The following is a 13793-nucleotide window of genomic DNA, read 5'->3' on the forward strand; positions in this document are numbered from 1 at the left end:
CGACCGGCCTCACCATCGAACTCGTGCGTGATGAAAAACGTGCAGAACAAAGGCCCCCCGGCCGGAGCGTCCTTCACCCACGTCGCCTTCACAGGCTCCGCCGCCAAGTCGTTGACCACGAACTCACGGCCGGGAACCGGATTCCAGTCGGCGTCCTCCGATCCCAGGAACCAGAACGTGACGACCCCCGAGCCGTACATCGCGCTCAGGACTCCGCGCAGTCCATCCGCGGTTCCCGGTACCCGAGCGGTGGTGCGCGTCGCGTCGGCCATGAAGTCCCCCATGAGGTCTAGGTGATGAGCACGGATGGCACGGACCCGGCACGACTCGTCACGGACGCGATGCGTCCACGAGCCGTCGCATGCCCAGTGGGCCCGGCCGACGAGGCCGGGCGACGAACGAAGGCGTTCGCCGACGACGGCAGTTCGCCCCGAGTCTTCGATGGACCCCACGGGCCCGCTGCCCCCGAAATGATCGTCTTCCGCAGACGCCCCTCGCCCGTCCGCGAGACGGCACGAGTACCCCGACCCGATGGACTCGCCCCGGGACGAATCCCGAGCCGCTCCCACCCGCCACCCCCGCAACCACCGGCCCGCCACCGGACATCCGCAGGAGCCGGCCGGTGGCATCGACCGCCCCGTCGTGCGCCGACACGATGACGGAGGTCTCGGGGAACACGGCCGGCCTCCGGTCAACGGATACGGACGAAACCGGATCACAGCGAAGCAGTCGTCAACGGCCCACACGACCGCCGGCACGACCCATCGCTCTTCGAGCCCCGCGGAAGCGCCCAGGGCAACACGAACGATTCGATCCCCGCCGCCGGCTCGTTCCCGACGACGAACCCATGGCCCGCTCGCTCCCACACACGACACCCCCGGCAGAGTTCCCGCACGGCCGACCCACGACGCGCCCCACCTCACGTACGACACCGGCACACACTCGCCCGGCACCGCACACCCGTCCCCGACCAACCGGCTCGCGCCCACACCGACCACCCGCCCCGAGCCGGCGGGGACACGTGATCGTTACACGCCACCAACCAGGCGGGAACCCGCCGAGCGAAGCTGACCGGAACTTACCGACACATGACCGGATCAACGCCGCCGCACCCCGGGACGGACACGCCGCCGTTCGTTCGGACCCACTCGGGTTCCGGCATCGGTGCTGCGCCCGGGTCCGGGGCCGACGATCATCTCGACGACGAGTCCGGCGAACACGGTTCCGGGCGTCGCCAGGCACACAGGGACAGCCGTTGACGGGACAAGCCGTCGTCGTCACCGGCACGAGGGCCGGGGGCCCGCCCGCGGTCTCCCCCCAACGTCGCCGACCGTGTCGAGGTGGGTGTACCACCTTCAGGCCTGCATCGTCCCTGGAGGACGAGTCACCGCGGCGTTCAACCCGGCCGGGCAACAAACGCTGGGCGCAGCTGGCGGCGATCGCCCCCGACTGGAACCCCACCGCCTGGTGGGAGATCGTCGTGTTCGAGGTCGACGGCGTCACCGCACCCTTCGAGTTCGTGATCTGCGTAGCCGTGGTCCTGTTCGTGATCGCCTGGGTTCTGCCCCACGCCCGCGCGAACCGGGGGTCCGCATGACGACGGCCGGTGGGGGGCTCGGGTGCGCCCTTCTTCCGCTGGCGCTCTGGCGCACTGCGACATACACGGCCATCGCCGCCGACGACTGGTTCTGCGAAGGGGGATTCGCCCAGCCCTGACCCCGACACTCGGCCGAGTCCGACTCGGCGCGTGGATCAACGACCAACGCGCATGACGAAGCTCGCTGTTCGTCGAACGGGAGCAGCCGACGACGAATCTCGGTGTACGAGCCGGCCATGACGCGGAGCAATTCGTGGGCGACCCGTGGCGCCTGGTCTGCGTCCTGCGGCGCGCCTTGGACATGCGGATGTCGTAGTCGAAGTCCGGGCTCGTGTTGACCCGGCGTGCCGGGACTCACCAGGATCGACCGGCATGGGCGGCCCGGCCAAACCTTCGGTGCAACGGCGAACCACCGTGTGCGGGTGGACACCCGCCATTGGCTGACGATCGACGGGATGCCGGACAACGAGGGCCGGAGCAGGCAGGAACGCGGTGACCACCACGGCGCCGAACTCGCACTCGGCGTTCGCCGGGCGGGCTGGGACCAAGTCCCCGGCTGGCGGCGGGACGCGGCCGGCTTCGCGACTTGGCCGGCGCCCGGCCAGACCTCGACCCTGGTCCTGAACGCGGCCCGGTGGGCACTGGTCGTATCCGGCCTGGACCGGTGGGCGGACGTCGGCGACAGCCTCGGTATTCCCGAACACGCGGCCATGGCGAACGAGGAACGGAACATCGCGGCACTGATCCGCGCCCGGCTCGCCGAGCAAGGATGGGCACCCCCCGAGTGAGTGGACCCGGACGCCGACACGAACCCCATTTCAGGTTCCGCCGGCCACGGGCCCGGTGTTCGATGACTTCCCGCCGCGCCCGTCACCCTGGGCCGGCTCCTGCCGGCCGAACCCGGGCGCAGCCGGACGACGATGTACCCGGAGACGGCGCGGCTCACCGCTGCCACCGGGTGCGAAGCTCGCGCGTGGCTCCTCGTCGACGACAGCCACCGCGCCCCGCGTTCGGCGTGCCGGCGTCCCGCCCCGCCCACGGTTAGGCCGGCGCAGCGCGGGGAGAGCAGCCGGGTCAGGAACGGGGTCGGATGCGATCCAGGTCCGCGTCCAGGACGGCGAGGTCCGGATGGTCCCGCAGCTCCTGCTCGCGCGCCCAGTCCTCGAGGTCCGCCTTGTGCGCGGCCCGCACCGCGTCGACGGTGGTGTCGATGAGGATCGCGAGCAGTTCCGTGTTCTCGCGGCTCAGGCCGTGATAGCGGTTGGCGGGGGCAAAGCAGGAAACTGCTTCCGCGGGCAGACCGGAACCTGCCGCAGCGAGCCCGTCGACCAGCCACCGCCGGAACGGCGTGTCCTGGGTGCGCCAGACAGGGTCGTAGTCGTCGAATTCGGTTTCGGGACCGTCGAGTTCGCCGACCAGCCACCGCCGGAACGGTGAGTCCCGGGCGCTCCCGGCCGGGTCGAGGTCGTCGTGTTCGGGATCGTCGAAACCGGGACCCATGCCAGCCATGGCCCAATCCACCCACCCGAACGAGCGACACCCCAACCATCCGGCACACAAACAAGCGACCCGTTCGCGAACACCCGCAGGCCCCGCCCGCCGGCCCCCGAACACACCGCGCGCCAAGGGAATTCTCAACGGCGTTGCCCAACCCTCTCAAACCCTGCTGCACCCCAGGTCAACCAACCCCTCGCCGCAAGGCACGCCCGACACCACACACCGAAACCCCAGCTCACAAAGCACAGACCAACATTCTCAATCACTGCTGCACCCCAGGTCAGAGCACCACCCCCGCACAACCCGATCGAGATGCCGTAGGCGCGGGCGGGCGGTGTTTGTGGGGGCGTTGAGGCGGTGCTTGAGGAGCGGTGTTCGGGTCGATTCGTGGCCTGGTGAAGGCCGAGGGTGTCGCCGCGGAGCCGCGGGAGTGTCGTGCGGGCGGTGGGTGGTCTAGCTGCCGGAGCCGAGGCGGCTGAAGGCCCAGCGGAGGACGTCCTGGTCGACGTGGGTGCGGCCGGTGCGTTCGAGGGCGGTGTGGGTGTGGGCGATCAGGCGGGCCCGGTTGCGGAAGTTACCGTGGGCGGCGTGCTGGTCCGCCCGGGACAGGCCGCTCACCGTGTACGCCGCCAAGTCATTGGGCACCATCCTCGACGCCCACCCGGGCGGGCATGAGCTCCGATTGGCACCGTGGCAGTTGGTCTGCGTCGACGATGGACACTCGAACCAGTTGGGGCGTCCACGACGGCCAAAGCCTCCCGGAAACGTTAACGTCGGCTCATGGAAGCCACGCAGGGCATCATCGGCAAACCTGGTGCACACACGGCGGCGACGGGCGGCGCTGGCACCACGCTGGAACACCACGTCGGCGCCGTCCTGCTCGCGCATCTACTCGTCGGCGCGCCGCTGCCTTCGCTCGGAATTGCCGCCGCTCCGACGCATGTCGGCTTCCAGAGCCCGAAATACCCCGTGGACGACTTCGTTGTCGAAAGCGCACGCGAAAACGGGGATGCCGTACATATTGCCATCGCAGTGCGACGCAGTCCCAATCTGGTCCCCAGCGACCCTGCGTCGTTGAAGTTGATGCGTACGTTCTTCAAGACCGCGCTGGAGAGTTGGGAGGACATCCGCCAGGGCACTCTCCGCCTGTGCCTCGTCGTCCGCAACCCAAGCATCCACGCACAGCAGCTACGGCAGCTCGCACAAATCGCCAGTACCCAATCGAACCCGGAAGATTTCCTACAGCGCCTGCCTTCGGGCACGAACACCGCGCAACGGGATCGGTTGGGCAGCCTACGCGGGATGCTGGAGGCGCTTCGGCCGAAGTTGAATTCGCCGCTGGGTACGAACGAGATCCTCTGGCGGACCCTCCATGGACTCTGCGTTCACGAAGCGCGGCTCGAACCCGGGCAATCTGCCGATCGTGACGCCGCGCAACTCCTGCTCCACGACGCCGACCAAATCAGCTGGGCAGAAGCCGAAGGTTCGTACCATCAGCTGCTTACGCAATCGGCAGACTACGCCGCCCTTGGCGCACGGGTCGATCGGACATTGCTGTGCGCTCGCCTGAACCTCCCGGCGCGACGTTTTCGTGCGGCGGCCGATGGGCCCCTCGTGGATGTCCAAGCCGCGATCGAGGGTCCGCTGCGGCACCTGGGACTTGAGCAAACATTTTCGGAAGCCGCTGCCTGCCTGGATGAAGATGCGCGGCGAGCCGCAGACCTATATGGCACCGTCGCCCAGACGCTGCAAGCCGATCCGTTGTACGCCGCGTTCGCATGGGAATCCCGGCGCCGCCAGGCTCAAGCCCTTCGGCAGGCAGGCGACATGAGCGCTTCCGCCGCAGTCGAACTCGACCTCATGGCAGCCGCTTTGATCCAGGGTGACGCAGATCTGGCCGAGCGGTCCGGCCGTCGATTGCTGAAGGAGGCTCACGATGAACCCCGGATCGACCCGGCATACATCAGATCCGCCGAAGCACTGTCGGCGGTGGCGCTGCACGAGACCGACCACAACGTTTCTCTTGCGGTAGTGGCCCAGGCAGTCGACGAACTGCGTGAAGATGACCCGTACCGAGCACAGGCTCTGCTCCTGTTCTCGGAATTCGCGCTCGTTGGCGACGCGCCCGAGTTCGTGCGAGAACGCGCGCAGGTGCTCAAGGCCGTCGCTGTGGCATTGCCTGAAGGGGTTGACCGAGTACGGATGTTGGCCTGTCTCGCGGATGCGGAAGCCGATCTCGATTGGCCGACCACCCTCCGGTCGGTCCGGTCGACAGAACCGCTGGGGTTGGCGCTGTCGCATGCGCGTCACGGACGCCATCTGGCTCGCATCGGCCGGGGCAGCGAGGCGCTCACCGCGTATCAAAACGCCATCGAGCACGCTTTCAAGGCCTCCGACGTGCCGGTCCACGACGCTGCGGACTGGCTGGAGGCGCAGCGTTTGGTCCGTGCGCGATATCGCTTCGAACTGGACGAACTCGCCGAGTCTCATCTCATGCCCGCTGCCCTACGACGGTCGGGTACCGGCATGCTCCTGCCTCGAGCGACCTCCGCGCGTGAAAAGGCCCTCGCGCGCCTGGCGAAGGGCAATGCCGCTCCGTACGACGTCCTCCAAGCGCTGACGAGGTATCGGCTCGAGTCTGTCGTCACGGGCGCGTGGCAGCGGGAGACGGAAGCGGATCGCCTGCTCGGGGAGTTTCACTTGCGGCATGGGGAACCTGGTCGCGGCTGGCCGAACCTGGTGGCGGCACACGCAACAAGCGTCCTGGAGGGCTACACCCACGCGACTCGGAATCGAGCATTCGATCTGCCCACCCCGGCGGGAGGTGTGCCCGCGTGGCAACTCGCTGACCTGTACACGCTCGCCGGCGCGGTGGCCGACGTCGTCCCGGACGAACAGGCGGCCGGTTGGGTGGCCGAGCTCCTGCCTCGCCTCGGGCCTGCGACGGACCGTGCCGTGCGTGTGGCCGCACTCATGGCCGCGGCGGCCTTCACGCCTGCCGCGTCCGAGGACGAAGCCCGTCGCATGCTCACCGCGATCCCAGACCCGATCGCCAACCCCATGCACGCTCGGCTGTTGAAGGCCATTGCCCGCCACCACCGCGCCCTGCGGCCAGCGGCGGTGGAGCAGTTGTGCCTCGGCCTCAACGCGGACCTTGCACTGTTCGCACGCGAAGCCCTCAACGGCACCCAGGAAACGTTCAAGGCCGAATCCGCGCTCGTCGCACAGATGTGCCGTCAGGCGGCCGAGAACGGTGTCGTCAGCGCCGCACACGCCATGGGCAACGCCGGGGTTGTAAATGGGATGGCGTCGGTTGCCCGCGCATTGGCCGAGCCGATCACCAAGCCGACGTCAACCGCCGGGGGCCCGCGTCGACCGACCGATTTGGTTGTTGCTGCCCTGTTCGCCTCGGCGCTGTCCGACACGGAGCGGAGGGCGCTCGCCTGCTCGCTGAGAGCGCGTGTGCTCGACAAACGGCAACTGGCCATGCAACGCCAAGAAGCGCTCGACGCGTTGGGGCTTCTGGCGCCGGCACTGACACGCGACGAGCGCGCTGAACTCCTATCCGATGTACGAGGGGTGGCCCGCGGCGAGCTCGACGGCAGCATCGGCGACGACGACGATCCCATGCATCCCTACGATCGGTCCGGCGTCGACTGGGGCACCGTCACCCTCGCGTACGCCGGCCTCCAGGCTTGGGCGACTCTTGCCCCGCCCGAGGATCACCCCGATGTACGCGTAGAAGCGGCTCGTCTCTTCCTCAAGGCCCCGCAGCCGGAAGCGGTTTACCTGTCACGTGTCCTCGACCGTCTCGGGGCTGACCCGGTGGTGTTCCCCATCGGTCAGCTCGCGGCTCACGCGTCACCGTCTGTACGAGCCCTGGCCGCCCGCTGGTGGTGCGAGACTCCCAAGGAGGCGCCTGCCCTCGGCGCACATTTCGCCGAGGACCCGGACCCTTATGTCCGCGGCACCGTCGCGTACGGCCTGCACCGCACCGTCCGCGATAGTCCGCTCCTGGTGTCTCTCAGGAAGGATGCGCACCGAAGCGTACGCCAGGGCGCAGATGGGCGGCCCGCCGCGCCAAGCAGTACAGCGTGACATCCGCTTCCGTGTGGGAGCAGAGTCAGCGCACCCTACTTGGGTGGCCGCTGGCCCAAAAGTTGGCGGACCGGCTCGACCGGGGGGCTCATGGAGGTCGAAGCCCCGGACAACGGCATCGACAGCGTGTCCCGGGAACTGTTGGTCTGGCTAGACAGACGACGGCGGCCCGACCAGACGAACATCAGCTTCTACGAACTGGTCAACGAGGTACACGAGCTCGCCACCCTGCTGCACGCGGGTTACGCGGGATTCCTGGGCAACCACGAGCAGATGCGGATCGAGCCGACATTCGCGCCGAACTTCACGACCATCGATTTTGCCCCCGTTGTCGATCCGTACACGAATATAACGAAGCCGGACCGCGTCGTGCGCTGGCCTTGGCGCATTCGAGAAGGACACGGAGCGACCTGTGGGCCGTTCCCGACACGCAGCATCACCCTGCACATCGACTACCGGATCACCGTAGGGCCCCAGCCGCTGAGAAACAGACGCGTAACCACACGCCCTACGGCGTCGCACCCTCTGGATGCGTGCCGACGTCGGTGCGGATGTCGTTCGTCGCTGCCACACTCGACAAGTGGTGAATGCTGGCACGGATCTCGTCGCGTTGCGGAGCATCGTCGAAGCGGCCACGTCCAATCTCGGCGACGTGAACACCCACGCGACGCTCCCTGAGGCATGCGCGCTCCTGGGCCTGCCCCCGCCCCCGGACGACGGATCGAAACACACACGAGTGACCGCGAGCGTTGCGGCGCTGCCCGAGGCCCGCCTACCGGCGGTCGCAATGAACCTGCTGACCGGTCACCGGCTGGACGCGCGCACCCGCAACGCCCTCCAGGACGCACTCTGGGAAGGTGAGAACCATCCGTCGATCCCGAAGCGGACACGCCGCGAGATCGCCTGCGATCTCGACCTCGCGGATCTCGTCCATCGTCCCGAGAAGTTCCGGGCTTTGCTGGACCGGTGGTGGGTGCTCAACGACGACCCTCTCGCATGGGGCACGGCGACGAGCCTGGGCGCCCGCGTCGACCGGCACGTATTCCACAACCCCGGCGACTGGTCGACCGAGGAACTCTGCGACCAAATCGGCCTGTTCGAAGCCGCCGACCGGCGCTGTGCCCTCTTTCTCGAAGGCCTGGTCTGCCCCGACGTCGTCCCCGACGAGGCGGCCCAGCGCCGCCTCGCAGACACGATCAACCGCCATCTGGCCGCGGTCGGGATCGAGTTACGCGAGAGTGACGACGACGGTGGCTACCCGGTGTTCGCAGTGTTCTCCACGCGGGCGGGCAAGGGCCGGCCGAAGAACCTGATCTTCGCCTCGACCGAGAAGCCGGACATCCGGTTCCGTGACGCGATCGACAACGAGATCGAGATCGTCGGGAACGCCGACAAGGTCCTGGTCTACGACCGCCCCATCGGGGCGGACGGCATCCGATGGCGCGACCTGCAGACATGGTGGAAGGAAACACACGCCGTCGACGGCGACGACGAGGCGAAGTCAGCGCTCTATGTGAGGCTCCGCGAAAGCGTCAAGGCGGCCGACTCGCCCCCGCAACTGCTCCTGTTCGACCTCTACCACGACATATGCGGCGCCTTCGTGGCGGATCCGCCGGCCCTGCTGCCCGAGGTCTGGCTCCACTGGGACCCCAAGACCGTCCGCACACGCGGCAGGGACGCGCTCCTGAAGTTCCGCATGGACTTCCTGCTCCTCCTCCCCCACGGCCGACGCGTCGTCATCGAAGTCGACGGCAAAACGCACTACGCGCGCGGCGACCGCGCCGACCCGGCCACCTACGCGACCACCATGCGCGCCGACCGCGACCTCAAACTCGCCGGCTACGAAGTCTTCCGCTTCGGCTGGCACGACCTCCGGACCCCACAGCAGGCGGGACCCATGGTCCGACGATTCCTCGAGGACCTGTTCACCGCCTTCGGCGTCACCACGTCATGAAGACGGGTGGTACCTCCACGACATCCGCCTCACCCGATCTTGATCTCCGCCGGGGCGGAGACGGGCCACCGTGGACCGGTGGTGGGATCGCCCGCCCACACGAACTGCTCGCGCGTGGTGATCGTGATGCCGTGGTCCCAGCGCCGGACCTGACCGTCGCGCTCCCACGCGTCCCACGCGGCCTCGATCTCCTCGACCAGGTGGCGCGGACCACCCTGCCCGGCACGGACACGACCATCGGGCAACGTCGTCAGCAGGGCCCAGGAGTGCGCGCCGTCGTGGACCCACGCGTTGACGCCGTCCTCGTCGGTGTCGGTGGCGTAGACGACGTCGGGAAGGGCGACGCGCAGCGCCCAGAGCAGGTCCCGGTCGGTATGCAGCGGCGTGATGTCGCGGGCCGGGAAGTGCTCGTGGTCGACGTCGCGCCCGCCCCGAACCTCGTGGAACTCTCGGATCGGGGTCGTGTCGCGGGCTGGCATGAACTGCGCCAGCCCCTGCAGCCATCCACCGGCCGAGCGGCCGCCCTCGGCCACAGTGGCAGCAAAGTGCCCGAGCCGGCCCCACGGGAACACCAGATCCCCACCCGGGCGCAACTGTTCGACCCATGCCCAGGGGACATGGTCGACGGCGTAGGTGGCGATCACCCGGTCGAAGGGAGCGGTGTCGGGGTGGCCGTGTGCGCCATCGCCGACGACGACTGTGACCCTCTCGCCGAGACCCGCGCCGGCCAGAGCGGCCCGGGCACCGGCCGCCAGGTCGGGGGCGGCCTCCACGCTGGTGACGTGTCCGGTGGGGCCGACGTGGTGGGCGAGCAGGGCGGCGTTCCAGCCGGTGCCGGTGCCCAACTCCAGGATCCGGTGGCCGGGTTCAACGTCGAGTGCGTCGAGCATGCCCGCGACCACGGAGGTGCAGGACAGGCTGGAGGAGGGTCGGTCGTGGGTGATCTCGGTGACCGCCGCGTCGTACGGCCCGCTGTACACCAGGCTCGCCCACGCGTCGGGATCGGTGTCGCGGTCGACGGGCACGTAGGCGTGGCCGTCCCAGTCCCACAGACGATCCGGGGCGAACGCGTGTCTCGGGAGGGCCTGGACGGCGTCACGCACCCACGAGGCGTCCTGGGGCCACGCCCGGTGCGTGTCCATCGCCTCCGTCGCGCGGCGACGGTACTCCTCGAGGTCGACGTCTTTCACGGCTTCGGCTTCTTGTGCCGACCATCGGGTTCGGGTTCCTCCGGAACCTGGCCGTCCTTGTTTCCCGGCGGTGGCCTGCCCTTCGACGGATCCGGATCCGGCTTCTGATGCTCGCCCAACGCCCCGCCCTCCCCTGCCGATCGTCACGGAGTGGCACTCCATGATGACGTGCCGTCGGCGGTGCAGGGAACCGTTCCCGGTGATTCGTCCACCACCGACACCGCCGGGCCCGGGATCGAGTTCCGCACTGTGCGCGGCTCCGACGCACGTCGACCGACCACGGCCGGGACTACCGGGGCGGTTGGGAGTCACTCGGCGGTGGCGGCGTCTACGTCGTCGGCGTGCAGCGCGAGAGCCATTCCGAGTGCGGCGCGCCCCTCGCTGCCCGGTTGGGAGGCGTTCAGGACGGCTTGGGCGTGGCCAACGACGGCGAGCATCCGGTAGTCGTCACGGCTCCCGTGCATTCCGATCAAGGGCAGCAGTCTCGTGAGGATCTCTCGTGCCTCCGGCGAGTGCGGACTGCTCGCGGCGCGGGCCGCGACATGGTCGGGAAAGAGGATATTTGGGTTGATCGTTACGGTACGCAGCGTCCGACGCAGCCATCGCTCGTGATCGAGGCCTTCCGCGAAGGCGAAGTGTCCGGCACCGCCCAGGTGGACACCGGGTGTGCCGGTGGCAAGGTCCAGTACCTCGTCCCAGAGAGTCAGTCCGCGTGCGTGCAGATCGCCCTCGCCGGGGTCTTGGGGAAGTGCTCGGGCGATGTCTCCCAGCAGCGTCGAGACGGCTTCGGGACCGCCGTCACCGTCGGCCAGCTCGGCGATGAAGGCCGGGCCCAACGTGTCCGGGGAGTGGAGCAGCGTCAGGGCGAACCGATCGAAGATCTGCTTCGGGGCATCGGTGCGCAGGTAGTGCGCAGTCTTGGCAGGGTCGATCTCGCCGAGCACTGCTGTGTCGTAGCCGGAAAGGTGACGTAGGTACAGGAGCCACGATCGGATCGGGGCGGAGTCGGATGTGATGTCCAGGAGTGTGTCCCGGTGGGCCGTGTACCAGGGTTCGGCGTGCAGGCGCAGCGGGGTGAGTGCCGCGCCGATGACGGCCATGGCTCTGTCGTCGTCGTGCGCGGTGAGGATCTGGGTCATGAGGTCGTCGGCGGCGGTGGGCAGGTGTCCGTCGTTCGTGCCCCGGTGCACGGCCCACTCGACGAGGGCGATCAGGGCCATTCCTCCGGACGTCGCGGCCGCGGTGACGTAGGGGTTGTCGGGTTGCCGGGTGGGTTCACTCCATTTTCGGGCGGCGGCCGCGAGCCAGGTGATGACTTCGGTCTCGTCGGTGCCGGGGTCGACGTTGTTGGCCCAGGCGTCTTTGAGTAGTTGGCAGGTGGTGCGCCGTGCGCGTTCATCGAGATCGGGATCCGTGCTGCCGGGTCCCTCGTGTAGTTGGGACATCAGGCGCCAGGCGGCGGCGATGGCGGTGGGGAGGCGGGGACTCGGGGGGTCGGTGAGTCCGGCGGCCTGCTGATTGGCGGTGAGGGCGCCGAGGTAGGCGGTGCGGAGGTCGAATGTGTCGAGGGCGTCCACGATGGCGTCGATGTCGGCGGCCCAGGCGTCGGCGTCGGCACGGACGGCTTCTTCGAGCAGTCTGAATTCGATGCGTTCGAAGTAGCCGCCCTGGGTCGGGGGGCGTCCGGCCAGCACGGTCGCCGCGTGTACGGCGCCGAACTGCGTGTACAGGGTGTGGAACTCCGCCGTCTCTTGCGCGTTGGCGTTGGGGAGTGGGATGACCTTGTACAACGGTCCGGTGGGGTCCGGTGGCGACCCGAAGCGCTCGGTGAGCAGGTCTACAACAGGGCGCCACGGTGCCAGGGCTGGGGCAGGCAGGATCTCGGACAGTGCCCAGATGGTCCGCCACACGGCGGGCACTTGCGGCTTCCACTGCGGGGGTTCGTCGCCTGCGGCGAGTGCCTGGAGCGCCTGCGCGACGCGAGCCCCCCGTTCGTCGAGTTCCGTGCGTGCGGCTCGGAGGGTCGCCTCGTCGGGGACGGGTCCGAGCCCGTTCCGCAGGGCCGCGGTGAGAGCGTCCCCGGCTTCCGGTCGGTGCCGTTCGATGACCGTTCGGACGAACGCGGCGATGTCCGGGGTTGACACCGGCATGGCGTGGAGCCTGGCGAGCACACCGAAGGCGGCGGCCCACCACGCCGCCTCGTCCGGCTCCTCGCCCGCGACGTCCAGCAGGTGAACGGCCAGAAGCCGGTCTCCCTCCCATCCGCCCAGGGCGTCGATCGTCCAGGCGCGCGTTCGGGTCTCCAGGTCGGTGCCCCGTTCCATCTCGGTGCGGGCGAACTGAAGACAGGCTGCTGCCGCCAGCCAGGCCCCCGTCAGGGCCGGGCTTCCCGCGAGGCCGGGTGAATGCAGATCGCCTGTGATCTGGAGTTCGCGGCGGACGCCGTCGACCGCGAGATGAGCGGCCAGCACGTCGACCAGGGCTTTGCGCACCTGGGCGGTCGGTGACGTGGTCCCGATGCGAGCTGTCTCCTGAAGCCGGGCCAGAGCGTTTTGGATGTCCCACGAGTCGAGCGGGGAGGTGCCGGCTCCGGCGACCATCGCCCGCGTGACCACGTCCACCCATCTCGCGTCCCGCTGAGTGATCTCGACTTCCGAGGCCCAGTGGAGGACTGGGATGCGCATGCCTTCGACACCGTGTTCCTTGGTGATGCGTGTGACGATCGGCGTCGCGTGCCCGTAGAGGTGCCGGCAGAGCCAGAGCAGCCTCGCGGTGGCCTGGGGGCCGTTCCGGCAGATCTCGTCGAGACGCGGCCTGAGCCACAGGGTCAGCCGTTGTGCGTCCTCTGCGGCCAGCCGCTGGAAGTACGGTGCGGCTGGCCACCGGTCCGCCTCCGGAAGCAGGCGGGCGGGGTCGAGTTTCTCCAGCCAATTCCACCCGGTGAACTTGCCGAACAGGTAGGGCATGGCCGAGGGATGGTGCAGTTGGTTGACCTCCTGGACCTGTTCGGCGGTGGGGTCGGTGACCGAGGCGAGTTCCACCCAGCGTGGGGCCTGGTCCGGGAGCGTGAGTACGAGTTCGCGAATCACCGCGAGGACGTCGTGCAGGAGTTGGACGGCGTCCGACGCGCCGGTCCCGGTCGTCGCATGAATGATCTTGGATGCGCTCTGGTAGTAATCGGACCACGTCTTGTACGCCTTGAATTCACCGGCTCCGGGTTCGCGGCCGGTCAGTTCCCGGACCAGAGCCGTGACCTGCTGAACGTGCTTGGATCCGGGCGCGTTCTCCATCTTCACCAGGCGGGCGTATGCGGAACCCACGGACTCCAGTTGCCGATCCAGTTCCGCGTCCCGTCGGAAGCCTGAGCTGACCCGGGTTTCGTAGAGTGTTGCGGTTGTTCAGGCGGTCTTCGTTTGTTGTTGCTGCGGGTACTGTCGGTACGCCTGCTCGTACTCGA

The 13793-nt window shown here is 68.6% G+C and carries 8 protein-coding genes; 3 read left to right on the top strand and 5 right to left on the bottom strand.

Annotated elements, in window-relative coordinates; all coding sequences use genetic code 11:
* Positions 1–272, bottom strand: a 272-nt coding sequence (locus ACIBSV_RS49690; protein WP_395874467.1) for a hypothetical protein, incomplete at its 3' end; no start/stop codon positions are given.
* Between the two features lie 1747 nt (positions 273–2019).
* Between ACIBSV_RS49690 and ACIBSV_RS49695 the strand changes: the two genes are divergently transcribed.
* Positions 2020–2385 carry a hypothetical protein gene (locus ACIBSV_RS49695; protein WP_395874468.1) on the top strand — a complete coding sequence of 122 codons (366 nt, stop codon included), beginning with the start codon at positions 2020–2022 and terminating at the stop codon, positions 2383–2385.
* 286 nt (positions 2386–2671) lie between these two features.
* On the opposite strand, the gene ACIBSV_RS49700 is transcribed toward ACIBSV_RS49695, so the two are convergent.
* Positions 2672–3106: a hypothetical protein gene (locus ACIBSV_RS49700; RefSeq protein WP_395874470.1), complete on the bottom strand. Its 435-nt coding sequence runs from the start codon at positions 3104–3106 to the stop codon at positions 2672–2674.
* Between the two features lie 441 nt (positions 3107–3547).
* Complete coding sequence (locus ACIBSV_RS49705; protein WP_395874472.1) at positions 3548–3742, bottom strand: hypothetical protein; 195 nt, start codon at positions 3740–3742, stop codon at positions 3548–3550.
* A 132-nt stretch (positions 3743–3874) separates the two neighbouring features.
* On the opposite strand from ACIBSV_RS49705, the gene ACIBSV_RS49710 reads away from it, so the two are divergent.
* Together ACIBSV_RS49710 and ACIBSV_RS49715 are read left to right on the top strand one after the other, a co-directional pair.
* Positions 3875–7192: a hypothetical protein gene (locus tag ACIBSV_RS49710; protein WP_395874474.1), complete on the top strand. Its 3318-nt coding sequence runs from the start codon at positions 3875–3877 to the stop codon at positions 7190–7192.
* A 529-nt stretch (positions 7193–7721) separates the two neighbouring features.
* Complete coding sequence (locus ACIBSV_RS49715; RefSeq protein ID WP_395874476.1) at positions 7722–9146, top strand: hypothetical protein; 1425 nt, start codon at positions 7722–7724, stop codon at positions 9144–9146.
* A 29-nt stretch (positions 9147–9175) separates the two neighbouring features.
* On the opposite strand, the gene ACIBSV_RS49720 is transcribed toward ACIBSV_RS49715, so the two are convergent.
* Positions 9176–10336, bottom strand: coding sequence for a methyltransferase domain-containing protein (locus tag ACIBSV_RS49720; protein WP_395874478.1), 1161 nt, complete (start codon positions 10334–10336; stop codon positions 9176–9178).
* Positions 10337–10644: 308 nt separating this feature from the next.
* Positions 10645–13656, bottom strand: a complete 3012-nt coding sequence (locus ACIBSV_RS49725; RefSeq protein ID WP_395874480.1) for a hypothetical protein — start codon at positions 13654–13656, stop codon at positions 10645–10647.
* Positions 13657–13793: the final 137 nt, after the last annotated feature.

Source organism: Embleya sp. NPDC050154 (genome assembly GCF_044460165.1).
Lineage (GTDB): Bacteria > Actinomycetota > Actinomycetes > Streptomycetales > Streptomycetaceae > Embleya.